The sequence below is a fragment of the Glutamicibacter sp. 0426 genome (genome assembly GCF_001906485.1).
Lineage (GTDB): Bacteria > Actinomycetota > Actinomycetes > Actinomycetales > Micrococcaceae > Glutamicibacter > Glutamicibacter nicotianae.
In genome coordinates, this window is record NZ_MPBI01000008.1 from 16,032 (window position 1) to 31,902 (window position 15,871).

Here is a 15,871-nt window from a genome sequence, read left to right on the forward strand (position 1 = left end):
CGAGCCATGCGGACATTTTTGTTCAGGAGAGCTTGGGCAGCACTTCGATGGCTTCCTCGTGCACGCGGCCGGCTGCCTCGAGCAGATCCACCACCATCGGGCGCAGCAGCAGGACAAGGCCTTCGCCCTGGAGCCCTTCGACTCCCAGTGCGCGCGGATCCAGCTGGGCGGCGACTCCTTCCAGCTGCAGCTGTGCGGACTTCTCGTATTTGCGCTGGCCCGCCACCGTTGTCTCGCGCACCGAGTGCGCCAAGGTGTTGACCGCTTCGGACAGCTCGCGGATCAGCGGAGCCAGGGTTTGCGCGCCTTCCGGGGTCAGCGCGCTGTTACTGAGCACGGAAGCCAGCCGCCGGGCGAAAACCCGCGAGTTGCGGGCGGCCCAGTCGTAGTGGTTGAAGCGCTTGGACAGCCGGTTCAGCTCGTGGCGGTGGCGCCGCCCGGCGGGGGAAATCGTGGCGATTTCCTTGGACGCGCGGAAGGCGGCTGGCAGCTTGTCCAGATGCTTCTGGGTGCCGCGTGCCTTGATCAGCGCGTGGAATGCGGAGCGCCGGTCATCGTCGCGGATGGCCCAGGAGCATTCCAAAAGCGCTTCGGAAAGCTCCTTGAACAAATCCGATAATGCGGAAACCGGACTGCGCCTCGGGTCGGTGGGCCAGAAAATAATGACCAGCAGGGCGAGCAGGGAACCGGTCAGGGCATCGATGGAACGGGCAAATGGGCCGTCGGCGCTGATCGGCAGCAGCACCACCAGTGCCGATTGCATACCCAGCTGGGTGGAGAAGATTGCACCTGAATCCAGGTAGCGGGCTATGACCAGGCTGAGCGACATCACCAGCGCGGCCTGCCAGATACCCTGCCCGAACCAGTGCATGAGGGTATCGCCCAGGGCCACGCCCAGGGTGCATCCCAGGGCGACCTCGGCGGTTTTGCGCACCGTGGTGGAGGCGCCGAAGCCCAGCGAAACCAGCGCGCTGGTGGCCGCGAAAATCGGCTGGGAGTGCCCCCAGATGCTTTCGGCGATCCAGAATGCGCCAATGGCGCCCAGGGTCATGCGCAGGATTCTGGGCAGGGAATTGCGCGAGCGTATCAGCCCGGCGCGATTGCGCTGCGCCAAGAATCCGAATAGTTGCGCTGGCATGCGCTTCACTTTCCGCCCAGTTGCCATGGCTTCAGTCTTCCATGGGTTGGGCGGGCGGCGGCAGAAGCTGCCGGGATATTGCGCTGGTGAGCAGGATCACCTGCCTGTGGACAAGTTGTTAACCTTCTGTTCACCTTCGCCGGGGGAGCTGGTTACTTTCGATCTTTAACGTCGTAGATGAAGCGGAGAGAAGCCGCTGAAAGTTTTACATCGATCTACCAACATGGGGAGTAAATCTCGTGAAGCTCAACCGCTTTGGCAGCGCAGCTGCCGTTCTTTCCGTCGCAGCACTCGCACTGACCGCCTGCGGCTCGGATAACCCAACCGCCGCTGCCGGTTCCGAAGGCGCAGAGACCTCTGCTGCATCCGGTGTCACCGGTACACTGACCGGCATCGGCGCATCCAGCCAGAACTCGGCCATGGAAGCATGGGCCACCGGCTTCAAGGCTGCCAACCCGGACGCCAACGTGCAGTACTCGCCAGACGGCTCCGGCGCAGGCCGCGAAGCATTCCTGGCAGGCGGCGCGCAGTTCGCCGGCTCGGATGCCTACCTGAAGGAAGACGAGGCCGCCAAGGCCAAGGAAGTTTGCGGCCCAGAAGGCGCATTCAACATCCCGGCTTACGTCTCGCCGATCGCGATCGCCTTCAACCTCGAAGGCGTTGAAGAGATCAACATGGACGCAGCCACCATCGCCAAGGTGTTCAAGAAGGAAATCACCAAGTGGAACGATGAGGCCATTGCCAAGCAGAACCCGGACGTGGAGCTGCCTGATACCGCAATCACCGTTGTGCACCGCAACGACGAGTCCGGCACCACCGAGAACTTCGTCGAGTACCTGAAGGCCGCAGCGGCTGATGTCTGGACCTACGATGTCTCCGGCGACTGGCCAAGCGACATCCAGTCGGAGAACGCCAAGGGCACCTCCGGCGTGGTTTCGACCACCACTTCGACCAACGGCGCCATCACCTACGCTGACTTCTCCGCAGTGGGCAACCTGTCCACCGTGAACGTCAAGGTTGGCGATGAGTACACCAAGATCTCCGCCGAGGCAGCTGCCAAGGCCCTCGAGACCGCAACCCCGGTTGAAGGTGCGGCCGAGAACGACCTGGCCCTGGATCTGGAGCGCGACACCACCGAAGCGGGCACTTACCCAATCGTCCTGGTTTCGTACCACATCTTCTGCAGCAGCTACAAGGACCAGGCAACCGCTGATCTGGTCAAGGCCTTCGGCAACTACGTCATCTCCGAAGACGGCCAGAAGACCGCCCAGGCTTCGGCAGGCAACGCCCCAATCTCGGCATCCATCGCCGAGAAGGCCAAGAAGTCGATCGACGGCATCACCGTCGCCGAGTAGTACCCCGCCGGGCAACCGGCAACAGGTGCGGGTGGCCGAACTCAACCACCCGCACCAGCAGTACCCCTCCACCCCCGCAGTGAAAACTGCATCACCCCCCGTTTCGTAAAGGCTCTAGCCATGACTACCAATGCTTTGACAAGCAAGTCATCGACTTCCGGCCGCGCTGGTGACAAGGTCTTCTCCGGCGCCGCACTGGCTGCCGGTGTCCTGATCCTGATCACGCTCTTCGCGGTCGCGGTCTTCTTGCTGATCCAAGCCCTGCCGACGTTCTTAGCCGATCCGGCTGAGATTTCCGGTGGCGAAGGATTCTTCGCCTACATCTGGCCGATTGTCATCGGCACCGTTATCGCAGCGGCTATCGCGCTGCTGATCGCCACCCCGATCGGCATCGGCGTGGCACTGTTCATCTCGCACTTCGCTCCACGCAAGGTCGCCGGCCCGCTGGGCTACCTGATCGATCTGCTCGCCGCGATCCCCTCGGTGATCTACGGCGCATGGGGCTACATGGTGCTCGCTCCGGCTCTGGTTCCAGGCTACGAATGGCTGGCCAAGAACCTGGGCTTCATCCCGCTCTTCGAAGGCCCGGCCAGCCAGACCGGCAAGACCATGCTCACCGCCGGCATCGTGCTGGCAGTGATGGTCCTGCCGATCATCACCTCGCTGAGCCGCGAAATCTTCCTGCAGACTCCGAAGCTGCACGAAGAGGCCGCCCTCGCCCTGGGTGCAACCCGCTGGGAAATGATCACCACCGCGGTGATACCCTTCGCCCGCCCGGGCATTATCTCCGCCGTCATGCTGGGCCTGGGCCGCGCCCTGGGTGAAACCATGGCCGTCGCGCTGGTGCTGTCCACCGGCAACCTGATCCCGTCGCTGATCAAGACCGGCAACCAGACGATCGCCGCGGAAATCGCCTTGAACTTCCCTGAGGCCTTCGGCCTGCGCCTGGCAGAGCTGATCGCCGCCGGCCTGGTCCTGTTCCTGATCACCCTGGTCGTGAACATGATCGCTCGTGGAATCATCGCCCGCCACAAGGAATTCTCGGGAGCCAACTGATGAGCACCATGACAACCAACCAGAACAGCACCTCGGGCAACCTGACTCCTCCGGTGCGCAAGCGCAACTCCCTGGCCAAGGGCAAGCTGCCGAAATGGGCCATCTGGGCCATCGCCGCAGGCTCCATCATCATCGGCGCGGCAGCGTCCACGCTGACCGGCTTCAACGTGGCCTCCTTCGCCATCTACTCCGCGATCATTTTCCTGGTGGCCGCCTCGGTAATCACCACCGTTGCCGAAGGCAAGCGCCGCGGCAAGAACGCGATGTGGACCTACCTGATCTACGCCGCCTTCATCGTGGCAGTGATCCCGCTGGTATCCGTGCTCTACACGGTGCTGGAAAAGGGCATGCCGGGCATGAACAGCCACTTCCTGTTCAGCTCCATGAACGGTGTGACCGGCGCGGTGGACAACGAAACCGTCGCCAATGGCACCCCGGTGGTCGGCGGCGCGTACCACGCGGTGATGGGCACCTTGCTGATCACCCTGTGGGCTACCCTGATCTCCGTTCCGGTTGGCATGCTGACCGCTGTCTACCTGGTGGAATACGGCCAGGGCAAGGCGCTGTCCAAGGCGATCACCTTCTTCGTCGACGTGATGACCGGCATTCCCTCGATCGTCGCCGGCCTGTTCGCGGCGGCCTTCTTCGGCATGATCCTGGGCCCGAACGCCCGCATGGGCATTGTCGCAGCGGTCGCGTTGAGCGTGCTGATGATCCCGACGGTGGTCCGCTCCACCGAGGAAATGCTCAAGATCGTCCCGAACGAGCTGCGCGAGGCATCCTACGCACTGGGCGTGCGCCGCTGGCGCACCATCTTGAAGGTGGTCATCCCGACCGCGATCTCCGGTATCGCCTCCGGTGTCACTCTGGCCATCGCCCGCGTGATCGGCGAGACCGCACCGATCCTGGTCACCGCCGGCATCGCAAGCAACATCAACCTGAACGTCTTCGCGAACTGGATGTCCACGCTGCCGACCTTCATCTACTACCAGATCCTGACCCCGACCAGCCCGACGAACATCGACCCGTCGGTGCAGCGTGCCTGGGCCGCAGCCCTGCTGCTGATCCTCATGGTGATGGCGTTGAACCTCCTCGCCCGCCTGGTCGCTTCGATCTTCGCCCCAAAGAAGGGCCGTTGAGCCTAGGCTCCGGTCCGGACAAACCCAAACTTTTTCAAGGATTACATCATGGCAAAACGCATCGACGTCAATGACCTGAACGTCTACTACTCCAAGTTCCTCGCCGTTGAAGGCGTCTCGATCAACATCGAGCCGAAGTCGGTTACCGCATTCATCGGCCCATCGGGTTGCGGCAAGTCCACCTTCCTGCGCACCCTGAACCGCATGCACGAGGTCATCCCCGGAGGCCGCGTCGAGGGCCAGGTCCTGCTGGACGGCGACGACCTGTACGGCGCGGGCGTGGACCCGGTGACCGTGCGCAGCCAGATCGGCATGGTCTTCCAGCGCCCCAACCCGTTCCCGACCATGTCCATCAAGGACAACGTGCTGGCCGGCGTGAAGCTGAACGGCAAGAAGATCTCCAAGTCCGACGCCGACGCGCTGGTGGAGAAGTCGCTGCGCGGCGCAAACCTCTGGAATGAGGTCAAGGACCGCCTGGACAAGCCGGGCTCGGGCCTTTCCGGCGGCCAGCAGCAGCGCCTGTGCATTGCCCGCACCATTGCGGTCAAGCCCGACGTGATCCTGATGGACGAGCCGTGCTCCGCACTGGACCCGATCTCCACCCTGGCCATCGAGGACCTGATCAACGAGCTGAAGAACGACTACACCGTGGTGATCGTGACCCACAACATGCAGCAGGCCGCCCGCGTGAGCGACAAGACCGCGTTCTTCAACATCGCCGGCACCGGCAAGCCGGGCAAGCTCATCGAGTACAACGACACCGCAGCCATCTTCTCCAACCCGGAGCAGAAGGCCACCGAGGATTACGTCTCCGGACGCTTCGGATAAAGATTTCGGCTACCGCCGCTCCTTGAGCGGATGGTAGACGGACCGGAAGGGGGGTCTTCCGGGGATCCTGGAGGGGATCACCGCCAGCGGCGCACCGATTGCGGTGCGCCGCTGCACTTTAACCATTCACGTAAAGCTCCCTTGACTGTAAAGCGACCTTGTCAGTAAAGTGAGGTTTACATTTATTGGAAAGGGGGCAGTGGTGGATTCAAAAGAGTCAGTTGGCCAAAGCAAATGGGGTCGTTCGCGATTCGGCGGATCGACAGCCCTGCTGATCATCCTGTCACTGCTCGGGGGGCTGGTGCTCTGCGCTGCCATGGCGCTGATCTGGTGGACATTCGGCCCCGAAGCCGATCAGCAGCGCAAGATGCTGTCCGGACTGGTCTTTGCACTGCTGATGCTGCCCGCTGCGTCCGCCTTGTGCTGGGTATTCATGCTGGACAGGGATACTCTGGCCGGAGCCGTGCGGGATCCGGAATCATCCATCGAGGGAAAATGGTACGAGAAGGCGGTTTTCGGAGCATTTCATGATCTGATCGCCCTGTGCGGATTGGGCGCCATGGCGCTGGGTTTGCTGCGCATTGACGTAGAACCGGTGATGCTGCTTGTCGGGGTCGTTCTGCTGGCTGCCGTAGACGTGCTCGTGCGCTACCTGGTGATCAAGAAGGTGGAAGGCTGATGCACAAGCGCGATTCCGATTCCCGCGCCGTAGCATCGGCCCGCTCGCGCTTCGTGCAACCGAGTAAGCGAGCCGAAAGCTAATGGAGAACAATCTCAGTGAATACCGCAGGGAACGCGGGTTCTCCCAGCAGGCATTGGCGGACCTGCTCGGCGTCTCGCGCCAAACTGTCATCTCGCTCGAAAAGGGCCGCTACGATCCGTCATTGCCGCTGGCCTTCAAGCTATCTGCGGTCTTCGGCTGCAGGATCGAAGACCTCTTCGTTCCGGGCGAAAACTAGGCGTTGCCCAGCAGCGGATGCACCGCCAGCGTGAGGATCGCGCCGCAGGCAACGCAGACCACCGGGGTCAGCACCCAGTGCAGCAGCACCTTGGTGACATTGCGCCACACCACCGATTCGAAAGCCTGGTTATTGCCGGCGCCGACGATGCCGCTGGTGACCGCCTGCGTGGTGGACAGCGGCAGGTGCAGGACCAGCGAGCCGAGGAACAGCATGGCCGCGGCCACGCCTTGGGCGATCATGCCGCGCAGCGGATCGAAGTTCACCAGCCGGCGGCCGAGCGTGTAGGTGATGCGCCATCCGCCTAGGAGCACGCCGAGGCCCAGCGACGTGCCGGCGGCCAGCTGGATGGCCCAGGTCACGGGTCCCGGGTCCATCGCATGCCCGGTGATCAGCACCAGTGCGATCATCGCGCCGGTGCGCTGGCCATCTTGCAGCCCCAGCCCCAGCGCTACCGCACAGGCGGCAATGGCTTGGCCTGCGCGCGAGCCGTTGTTGACCGAACCCGAGGAATTATGGCGCATCAGCCAGGTCGCCGGAATCACCAGCACGTAGGACAGCAGGTAGGCAATCACCGGGGTGATCAGCAACGGCAGAAGCACCGAGCCGAGCAGCAGCCCCCAGGCACCGGACATCGGCAGGTCGCCCATGAAGGCCGAGGCGCCGCTGGCGCCCACCAGTCCGGAGAACAACGCGTGGGTGGAACTGACCGGCAAGCCGCGCCACCAGCAATACAGTCCCCAGGCGCCGGCGGTCAGCAGGCCGCAGATCAGCAGCTTCAAGCCGACGACGCCATCGGGGACGTTGAAGTTCAGCTTGTCCACCAGCGCCACGCTCAGCCCCGAGGTGGCTAGGGTGCCGAGGAAGGCGAATACTGCCGCCACGGAGACCGCTATGGCCGGGCGCAGCGCCCTGGTGCGCACCGAGGCCGCAACCGCGGTGGAGGCATCCCTGAAGCCGTTGAGCACGCCATAGCCCAGCGTGAGGACGATCGCGATTCCGGTGAGGACCGAAAGGATGGTCATGTCCCTAGGACTCCTTCACCAGCACGCGACCGAGGTGGTCGGCAAACTGGCGCAGGGTGTTGGCCGTGAGCATCAGGTGGTCGGCCACGCGCTGGTGGCGGTGGATCGTGCCTGCCTTGGCGAACTTCGAGATCTCGTTGACCCACACCAGGTGGGTGCGCGCCGCGCGCTTGGAGAACTGCAGCATCTGCAGCCAGTTGTCTTCCAGGTCATCGAGGTTGTGCAGGCGCTGGACCGAATCGGAGGCCAGTTCGGCCAGCTGCGAAATGAGTTCAAGCTGTTCCGAGGAACGCTCGGAGAGCGGGGTGGAGCCAACGGTCATGATCAGCTCGCCGGTGCCGCGCAGGTGTTCCATGGTCTCGTGCAGCAAACGCGAGAGGGTGTACATGTCTTCGCGGGGAAGCGGGCTGATATAGCTGGTGCGCAGGTGGGTGAGCACCGCGTGCACCAGGTCGGAGGCCTCGGCTTCCGCGGCAGCCAAATCCCGCAGCTGATCTGCACGGGTGTCGGGTGAGCCGATCATCTCGGCGACATTGGCAACGGAGGAGCGAATGGTCGTGGCCAACCCGCACAGCAACTCGATGCCGCGCGAGGCGGAGGGAAAGATCTGGAACTTCACTTTTCGGCGCACCATTCGATTCGACTGTTATTGGTACCAACGCAGAACAGTTTACGACGCGGAAGTTAACGCCGGTTACTTGATGGTGCCGGACCGGGAACGCCTCTCGGCGGAAGGCCGCTCGAAGCGGCAGAATTTTGGAGCCCGGGGTTACCAGCAGCCCGGCACCGTTATCTAGTGTTCTCGCCTGACCGGTGCGCTGTCAACCGCCGGGGTGGTGCTCGTGCGGTTTCTCACGCTACCGGCGCAGGCCCTTTTCCGCTCCGCTCAAGCAGAGCAGTGCGCAGCAGAACCAGATCGCGCCCGCAGGACCCAAGCCGGCGGCGACAGTACTTGAGATAACCGGCAAAGCTACTTGTCCGACGCGGTTTCCCATGAGCCTGACGGCCAATGCCGCGCCGCGGTCCACCGCCGGCACCGACGTGGAAATCATCGTCATGGTCATCGGCTGGCCCAGGCCCAGGAAGAAGCCGCCGACCAGCAGCGCCGCACCGGCAGCCCAGAGCGAATCGATGAACGCCGGAGCCAGGGCGATGGCGATGCCCGAAACCCACAAGCTGGTGACCAGCAGGTGATTGCGCTCGAAGTGGGCCGAGAGCTTCGGAATGAACAGCCGCGAAATAACCGAAGCGAAACCTCGAATGGCCAAAAGCACACCAACATTTTCCGGTGTGACGCCATGTTTCTCCGCCACCAGCGGCAAGAATGCGGTGAGGATGTCCAGCATCGCCAGCAGGGTCATCGAGGCGAACATGTGCGAGGCCATGCCCCTGATGCGCAGCACCGAGGGAATGGAGGCCTTGGACTTCGGCGGACGGGTCTGCGACGCCGATTTGGAGATCTTCGGCTGCCAGCTCGGAAGCAGGAAGGGGACAGCCAGCAGCGAGCACCCGGCGGCAATCCACAGCGACAGGCTGATATCGGCAACACGCTCGGCGGAGAGCGCGTCGGTGCCGGAGCCGAGCACCATTCCGCCGATCAGCGGCCCGATAAATTGCCCAGCGGCATACGCCGCAGTGAACCAGCCGAACCCCTTGTCCAGATCGCTGTCGGGGAAGAACCGGGCAATCGACGATTGCCCTCCAATGGTGAACATCAAGTGCCCAAGCCCCAGCACGGCGCTGGCCAGCGCCACGGTCAGCGCATTCGGCGAGAAATTGATGCCGATGCCGCCGGCGGCCAGAAGAGCGACGCCGGCAACCATCAGGAAGCGGATCCTGCGGATGCGCGAACTGACCCGGCCCAGCATCATCGCGGTGAACAGTGGAAGGATCGCATAGGCGGCAGTCACCACGCCGACGGTAAACGCGCCGGAGCCGAAGGAGATGAGCTTGTAGGTGGTGACCGGCCGGATGAGGTTCAGCGCTGTTTGGGATAGCAGCGCCGTCGCGATCAAGATCAGCAACCAGCGTACGAGTCCTGAAGAGTTGGTCCTCGATGCGGCGCCCACACCCACCTGCCTAGAATTGAGGGGTAACTTCCTCAATCCATCCTAATGGCGCGGGAGCGCCTTTCAGTCCAATGCGTCCTGGCGCCACAACCGGGCGCAGACTTCCAGATCAGCGGCCGTAGCCGTCAGCGCCTTGGCCTGCTGCGTCAGCTTCGTTCCCCGGTCGCTGTTGGAGAAATCTGCGGCATCGGCATGCTCGGTCATGCCCAGGGCCACGACCCGGCAATAGGCGGCAGTGCGTTCCAGGGCGTGGGCGAAGTCTCCGTTGAAGGCGCCGGAGAGAATCGACCCGGTCATCTTCTTCATTTCTTCGGCGGTCGGCGGTTCGGCCACCCCGGCGACGATGCGTTCGACCTGGGCACGGTGGGCTCCGGCCTGGAACCGTGCCGCGTGCACTTCCGGCTTGCCCATGGTGGCCGCGCGTACCGCATACAGGCGCCACAGCGCGCCGGGCAGGGAGTGGGCGGGAGCTTCGCTCCACAGCTCAGCGAGCACCTCCAAGCCCTCTTCCTCGGCAACGGCGATCAGCCGGCGTGAAACTTCGGGGTCGTTGTTGGCAATGCCTCGTTGCACGAAAGCCTGGGCAGACAGATGAGCGGCCTCGGAGACGCGCGCCGGGTCAGCGCCTCCTTCATAGGGCTCGAAATCTGCCGGGGCGAAGGGGCGTGGCTTGTGATGGCGGAACCCCGCATCCTGGGCTACTTTTGATCCTGCACGTGCACCTCTCATGCGCTCCAGAATACTCGCTGAACCTGAGTTCTCCGCCAACAGGTGATTTAGCTTGCAAACCCCAAGATCAAGCGGGAATTACGGGCTGCCACGGTGCGGATTACGCCGATTAATGATCATGCCGGTCCATCGGGTAGTATGGATTTTGGCCTTGTGCCGTGCGCCTTTAGCTCAGCTGGTAGAGCACTGGACTTTTAATCCATTGGTCGCGGGTTCGATCCCCGCAGGGCGCACAGAGTGAACCGGACCCGGCTTGCAGACGCAAGCCGGGTCCGGTTTTTCAATTCATTGTCCAGCATGGAACCGCCGGGCTGCCCCTCCTGCTAAAGTAGCGCTCCAGGAATTTGATGATGCGCTCCATCACCAATGCGCGAGCTTCCGGGGCATGCGAGCGCAGCGAGCTGTCGGTGAACAGGTGCTTGTCGCCAGGGTAGGTGAACAGCTCGGCGAGCCCTGCGCCCTCATTGCTGACGAAGCGCTGCGCTGCTTCCAGATCGCCTTCCTTCGCGAAGAACGGATCCTGGTCCATGCCGTGGATCTGCACCGGCACGCCTTCCGGCCACGGCCCGAAGCTCCACTCGGCTTCCAAGTCCACAAAGGATTCCAGCAGGACCGCGGCGACGGCGCCGGGGCGTTGCTGCGCGCACTGCTGGGCCAGCGCGGCACCCCACGAAGTGCCGATGTATACCAGCTCTTCGGGCAGCTTGGCGAAGAGCTTGTCGACGCGTTCCTGGATCTTGTCCTCGGTCATCTTGCCCGCCATGCGCATGCCCGTGTCGAAATCCTTGGGCAGCTTGCCGGCGTACAGGTCCACCGGGTGCACCGTGTGGCCGGCCGCGCGCAATTCAGCGGCCATCTGCTGCACCCCAGGGGTCAGGCCCTGGACGTGATGGAAAAGAACGATCGTAGCCATGGGTGCTCCTATTGGTTGCTAGCGTTCGTCGACCAGGTTCTCAATGCGCCGCGGCAGGTGCTCAATGGCCACGTCCCAACCGGGCATCTGGCTATTGATTTCCACGCTGTAACCCTCAACCAGCATGAATTCTGCGCAGGTGAGCGCCTCCTGGCCGGAACCCGTTTCATAGATGAAGGCTCGTTTGATGTCCTGCCAGAGCAGGGTCGCGGACTGGTCGATCACGAGGCCGGTGTTGACGACTTCGACGGTGCGCTGGGGATAGGACATGTTCAACTTGCTTTCGGGGTCCTTGGCGGTGTGCTTTGAACAAGTCTAGACCGGCAGCGCACCGCCGTGGGGTTATCAAACCGGATCCGGATAGGATTTCGCCAAGGTTCCCCCGGGGCCGGTTTCCAGCAAATAGTCCAGATCCAGCTGCGACAGGAAATGCTGATCGTGGCTGACTACAAGCAACGCACCCTTGTAGGCGCCCAGTGCCTCGCTGAGCTGGCGCACGCTGTCCACATCCAGATTATTCGTGGGCTCGTCGAGGATCAGCAGCTGCGGTGTGGGTTCGGCCAGCAGCAGCGTCGCCAGGTAGACCCTGAAGCGCTCGCCGCCGGAGAGCGCCGCCAAGGGACGGTCGGCGCTGGCACCGCGCAGCAGCAGCCGGGCAAGCATCTGGCGCACGTCGTTTGCGGTTGCCGTTGGAGCCACCGACGCCACATTCTCCATGGCGCTCAGCTGGCCGTCCAGGCCTTCCAGGCGCTGTGGCAGATACCCGACCCGGTCCACGAAAACCTTTCCGCCCAAACCGCTGCCCGGAGCAACGCCTGCGAGCATCTGCCTGAGCAGCGTGGTTTTCCCCGAACCGTTGGGTCCGACAAGTCCTACGCGTTCGGCTCCCTGGATGATGAACGGGTCTTGCGCTGAACCCAGCACGGCAACCTGCTTGCCGGCGGGCAGCTTCGGATCTGGCAACTCGATATTGATGTGCTCGACCTGGCGTACCCGCTGATCGGCTTCGTCGAGCCGTGCTTGGGCGGAATCGACCTTGCCATCCAGGTGCGATCGCATTTTCCCGGCGTTTGCCTCGGATTTCTGGCGAAGATGGTTCGCCAGGATCTTCGGCATGCCCCCGGAAAGCTGGGTGGCCCGCCCCTTGCGCTTGGCACGGGCCAACTTGGTTTCGGCTTCGAAGCGCTGGCGCTTTTCCACCTTCAGCGAGGCCTGGGCGGTTCTGGCTGCCTGCTCGGCTGCCAGCTGCTCGGTTTCCAGCTGCTCGCGATATGCGCTGTAGGGCCCTCCGTAAACGCTGAGCGTCCCATCGTAGAGCTCCACAGTGTGCTCCATGAGCTCGAGCAGCTCGATATCGTGGCTCACCACGACCAGCGTGCCCTTCCACGTGCGGACCAGCTCGTAGAGCAATTCGCGGGTGGGACGATCGAGGTTATTCGTCGGCTCGTCGAGCAAGGTGATGGGTGAATCGGCGATGCGCAGCCCGGTCACTGCCAGCAGCATCGCTTCGCCGCCCGATAGCGTGGATGCCTTCCGGCCCAGATCCAGGCCGCCGAAACCCAGCGGCTCCAGCTCGGCGCGGACCCGGGCTTCCACATCCCAGTTGGCACCCACCGCGTCGAAATGCGCTGGGTCCACACTGCCGGATTCGATAGCCTCCAAGGCTGCCAGGATCCGCTGTATCCCCAGCAGTTCGGCGACGGTTGGGTCCTGGTCCAGAGCCAGCGTTTGCGGAAGGTAGCTCAGCGCTGCGCTCGTTTCCGCCGTTCCGCTGGTTGGGTGCAGCTGCCCGGCGATCAGTTTCAGCAACGTCGATTTGCCGCTGCCATTGGCGCCGATCAGCCCGGTCCGCCCGGAGGGAAAAGTGCCGTCCAAGTTGGCCAGGGCGATTTCTCCCGAGGGCCAGGCGAAGCTGAGATGGTTCAGGATAATGGGTGGTGTCAAAGGCATGCAGGTTCCTCCCGCTAATGCGAAGGGGCTGCCGACTTGGGGGATCACAGAAATGGCTCAACCTCGAAGAGGGGCCGGAAAAGAAAAGGATACCGAAGCCGGTAGCCGAAATGAACAAGTTGCACCGTACAGAATCGGTGCAGGGTCATCGGCTGACTTAGTAGGTATCCATGCCAAAGAGTGTAGCAGGGAGGAAAACAGGAATTAACCCCTCAGCGCAAGAAGACTGGCATCCACTCCCGGTTGTGCGCGTGGACCAGCGTTAGGAACAGGGCAAGGTCGACGGTAGGGAACAGGCCCCAAAGTTCTAGATCTCAAACGTTCGGATCACCCTGTCGCTGAGCAAGACCTGGTAGGGCATCTGCTTCAATCTTGCAGCATCAATATCGATACCACGTCGTTGGGCCGCAGCGGCAATTTCATCCCACGGATGATCCCCGGACCTTTCCGGGTCATCGATCCGCACCAAATCAAGAATCTCGGCAATCAGCTCATCTGACGACCGCCTCCACCTGGCGGGCCCGGGCCCATGGGATATGGCTGTGAAGCCACGATCCAGATCCAAACTGATCATCGACCCATCGCTCATCAAAATGCATTGCGTGATTTTCACGCTGATGCTTGGCCTCAAATTGTCCGTCAGGGTCTCATCCATGTCGCAGACCGCTGCAATCGACATTGCATTCAGAGTGCTAACCATCGTATGCGGCAGCACGGGAAAAGTTCCAGACTCGTACTCGCCGTGCAGCGGCGCGTAGTGGAATCCCTTTTCGTCGAAATCACTCATAGCCGATCCGCCCTTAGAGGTCCTGGGCGCCTATTGGCGGGCAGCAGTTTCCCGTGGATCGTGCAACGCGGCGATCCGCTCGTGGTCTGGCTCACGGTCGCAGGGGAGCCGGAATAAGGATACCGAAGCCGGTAGACGAAATGAACAAGCTGCGCCGTTCAGAATCGGTGCAGGGGCATTGGCTGGCTTGGCAGGTGTCCATGCCAATGCGGGTAGCAGGGCGGAAAACAGGAATTAGCCCCTCAGTACATGAAGACCGGGAGCCATTCCCGGTTGTGCGCGTGGACCAGCGCGAGGAACAGGACAAGGTCGAAGATCAGATGCACACTTACGACATAGGACAAGGACTTCGTCAGCTTGAAGGTATAGCCCTGCAGCAGGGCGAAGGGGAAGGTCAGCAACGGGCCCCAGGATTGGTAGCCGATCTCCCACAGGAAAGAGGAGAAGATCACCGCTTGCAGGATATTGGCCTGCCAGTCGGGAAAGTGCTTGCGCAGCAAGGCGAATGCCGTGCAGATGAAGAACAGCTCGTCCCAGATGCCCACTGAGTTGACTCCGATGAAGAGCCGCCAGAAGATCGCTGGGTCCGAGGCGTCTGGCCAGTTCTGATAGACGCCGGTGCTGATCAGATACACCGGCAGAACGAGGAAGCCCAGCGCCACCACTGCCAGCAGATACAGTTTCGCTGCCAACGGCCACTTGCGACCGGTGTTCACAGGGAACTTGATAATTTGCTCCCGCAAGGCGAATCGCGAAATCAGCCAGGGCAGCAGGACCGCCGCTGCCAGCGCCGTGCCCATCTGCGCCATGTGGCCCAGGCTCAGGTCCGCGTTGAGCGGAACCAGGCTGATGATCACCAGCCCTGCCGCGATCATTGACAGATGCTGGGCGAGCCTGCGGTCGATGAGAGCTGCGCACAGCAGGCTCAGCGCCAGCAAGCCGTAGCCCGCAGGGCCGTTGCCGGCGCCGAAGAGCAGCGCTGCGGAGGCCGAGAGCAAGGCGGCGGGCAGCAGCTTCCAGCTCATCGCGCAATGCCGCGATTCGGTCGAGGTCCGGCTCACGGACTCAAGCATGCCAGCTGGACTGGAAGAATAACACCACCCGCGTTCGCGGGTCAGGCACTTAAAGGCTTTTGGCCCGCATCCGGTGGATGCGGACCAAGAAGAAATTCTGCGGAAGCCCTACTTCCAGGCGCGGTGAACGGCGACGATGCCGCCGGTCAGGTTCCGGTATTCCACGTTCTTCCAGCCGACGTTGACGAACTTGGCGCCCAGCTTTTCCTGGTCTGGCCAGGCGGCAATGGACTCAGCCAAGTAGGCATAGGCGGAAGGGTTAGGCGACACCAGGTAGCCCAGCGCAGGGATGACGCGCGGCAGGAACTGCTGGTAGGCCACCTTGACCGGGGTGACGGTCGGGGTGGAGAACTCGGCGACGACGATTCGGCCGCCGGGCTTGGTCACGCGGCGCATTTCCGACAGCGCCTTCTCGGTGTCATCGATATTGCGCAGGCCATAGGAAATGGTCACCGCGTCAAAGGTGTCATCTTCGAAAGGAAGCTCATGGGCGTCGCCGTACACGAAGTCCAGCTGCGGGTAGCGCTTGCGGCCCTCGGCGAGCATGCCGTTGGACATGTCGCAGGCGGTCACCTTTGCGCCGGCTTCGGCCAGCGGGACCGAGGAAGTCCCGGTACCTGCAGCCAGGTCGAGAATGCGCTCGCCGGGCTTCGGCGCGATCGCCTCGGTGGTGATCTTGCGCCAGTAGTTCACGATGCCGCCGGTCATCAAGGTATTGAGCAAGTCGTAGCGAGGAGCCAGCTTGTCAAACATGTCCTGAACCTGATCGGCCTGCTTATCCAGGCCTGCGCGCGCATTCTGAGAACTCATGGGTCTAAGTCTTTCATATATGCGCGCGCCAAGGCGCCGG

At 62.7% G+C, this 15,871-nt stretch carries 17 protein-coding genes and 1 tRNA gene; 7 read left to right on the forward strand and 11 right to left on the reverse strand.

What is annotated here, in order from left to right:
- Positions 1-22 precede the first annotated feature (22 nt).
- Positions 23-1,138 carry an aromatic acid exporter family protein gene (locus tag BKX98_RS15685; RefSeq protein WP_073707985.1) on the reverse strand — a complete coding sequence of 372 codons (1,116 nt, stop codon included), beginning with the start codon at positions 1,136-1,138 and terminating at the stop codon, positions 23-25.
- A 239-nt stretch (positions 1,139-1,377) separates the two neighbouring features.
- On the opposite strand from BKX98_RS15685, the gene pstS reads away from it, so the two are divergent.
- From pstS to BKX98_RS15715, 6 genes are all read left to right on the forward strand, one after another.
- Complete coding sequence (gene pstS / locus BKX98_RS15690) at positions 1,378-2,493, forward strand: phosphate ABC transporter substrate-binding protein PstS (protein ID WP_038993596.1); 1,116 nt, start codon at positions 1,378-1,380, stop codon at positions 2,491-2,493.
- Positions 2,494-2,613: 120 nt separating this feature from the next.
- Positions 2,614-3,549 (forward strand): phosphate ABC transporter permease subunit PstC, encoded by a 936-nt coding sequence (gene pstC / locus BKX98_RS15695; protein WP_038993597.1) that lies wholly within the window; start codon positions 2,614-2,616, stop codon positions 3,547-3,549.
- Positions 3,549-4,688 (forward strand): phosphate ABC transporter permease PstA, encoded by a 1,140-nt coding sequence (gene pstA, locus BKX98_RS15700; RefSeq protein ID WP_073707955.1) that lies wholly within the window; start codon positions 3,549-3,551, stop codon positions 4,686-4,688. Before pstC ends, pstA begins: the two co-directional genes overlap by 1 nt.
- A 48-nt stretch (positions 4,689-4,736) precedes the next feature.
- Positions 4,737-5,516 (forward strand): phosphate ABC transporter ATP-binding protein PstB, encoded by a 780-nt coding sequence (gene pstB / locus BKX98_RS15705; protein ID WP_038993599.1) that lies wholly within the window; start codon positions 4,737-4,739, stop codon positions 5,514-5,516.
- A 202-nt stretch (positions 5,517-5,718) separates the two neighbouring features.
- Positions 5,719-6,195, forward strand: a complete 477-nt coding sequence (locus tag BKX98_RS15710) for a hypothetical protein (RefSeq protein WP_073707986.1) — start codon at positions 5,719-5,721, stop codon at positions 6,193-6,195.
- Between the two features lie 82 nt (positions 6,196-6,277).
- Positions 6,278-6,475 (forward strand): helix-turn-helix transcriptional regulator, encoded by a 198-nt coding sequence (locus BKX98_RS15715; protein ID WP_038993600.1) that lies wholly within the window; start codon positions 6,278-6,280, stop codon positions 6,473-6,475.
- Here BKX98_RS15715 and BKX98_RS15720 read toward each other — a convergent pair.
- The 4 genes from BKX98_RS15720 to BKX98_RS15735 form a co-directional block, all read right to left on the reverse strand.
- Positions 6,472-7,500, reverse strand: a complete 1,029-nt coding sequence (locus BKX98_RS15720; RefSeq protein WP_073707956.1) for an inorganic phosphate transporter — start codon at positions 7,498-7,500, stop codon at positions 6,472-6,474. The two genes, BKX98_RS15715 and BKX98_RS15720, sit on opposite strands and share 4 nt — an antisense overlap.
- 4 nt (positions 7,501-7,504) lie before the next feature.
- Positions 7,505-8,119 carry a hypothetical protein gene (locus tag BKX98_RS15725; protein ID WP_038993652.1) on the reverse strand — a complete coding sequence of 205 codons (615 nt, stop codon included), beginning with the start codon at positions 8,117-8,119 and terminating at the stop codon, positions 7,505-7,507.
- 238 nt (positions 8,120-8,357) lie between these two features.
- Positions 8,358-9,524 (reverse strand): MFS transporter, encoded by a 1,167-nt coding sequence (locus tag BKX98_RS15730; RefSeq protein ID WP_233125406.1) that lies wholly within the window; start codon positions 9,522-9,524, stop codon positions 8,358-8,360.
- Positions 9,525-9,632: 108 nt separating this feature from the next.
- Positions 9,633-10,298 (reverse strand): hypothetical protein, encoded by a 666-nt coding sequence (locus BKX98_RS15735; RefSeq protein WP_073707958.1) that lies wholly within the window; start codon positions 10,296-10,298, stop codon positions 9,633-9,635.
- A 160-nt stretch (positions 10,299-10,458) separates the two neighbouring features.
- Here BKX98_RS15735 and BKX98_RS15740 point away from each other — a divergent pair.
- Positions 10,459-10,531 (forward strand) — tRNA-Lys (locus tag BKX98_RS15740).
- A gap of 47 nt (positions 10,532-10,578) precedes the next feature.
- On the opposite strand, the gene BKX98_RS15745 is transcribed toward BKX98_RS15740, so the two are convergent.
- From BKX98_RS15745 to BKX98_RS15770, 6 genes are all read right to left on the reverse strand, one after another.
- A complete protein-coding gene (locus BKX98_RS15745; RefSeq protein WP_073707959.1) occupies positions 10,579-11,211 on the reverse strand; it encodes a dienelactone hydrolase family protein in 633 nt (210 codons plus the stop codon).
- A gap of 18 nt (positions 11,212-11,229) precedes the next feature.
- Complete coding sequence (locus tag BKX98_RS15750; protein ID WP_038993609.1) at positions 11,230-11,481, reverse strand: hypothetical protein; 252 nt, start codon at positions 11,479-11,481, stop codon at positions 11,230-11,232.
- Between the two features lie 75 nt (positions 11,482-11,556).
- Entirely contained in the window at positions 11,557-13,161 is a 1,605-nt protein-coding gene (locus tag BKX98_RS15755; RefSeq protein WP_073707960.1) for an ABC-F family ATP-binding cassette domain-containing protein, read from the reverse strand.
- Positions 13,162-13,468: 307 nt separating this feature from the next.
- Positions 13,469-13,948, reverse strand: coding sequence for a hypothetical protein (locus BKX98_RS15760; protein ID WP_073707961.1), 480 nt, complete (start codon positions 13,946-13,948; stop codon positions 13,469-13,471).
- Between the two features lie 242 nt (positions 13,949-14,190).
- The gene (locus tag BKX98_RS15765) at positions 14,191-14,973 is read right to left on the reverse strand and encodes a CPBP family intramembrane glutamic endopeptidase (RefSeq protein WP_052254090.1); all 783 of its coding nucleotides are present in this window, start codon (positions 14,971-14,973) and stop codon (positions 14,191-14,193) included.
- A gap of 156 nt (positions 14,974-15,129) precedes the next feature.
- Positions 15,130-15,831, reverse strand: coding sequence for a demethylmenaquinone methyltransferase (locus BKX98_RS15770; RefSeq protein WP_038993613.1), 702 nt, complete (start codon positions 15,829-15,831; stop codon positions 15,130-15,132).
- Positions 15,832-15,871: the final 40 nt, after the last annotated feature.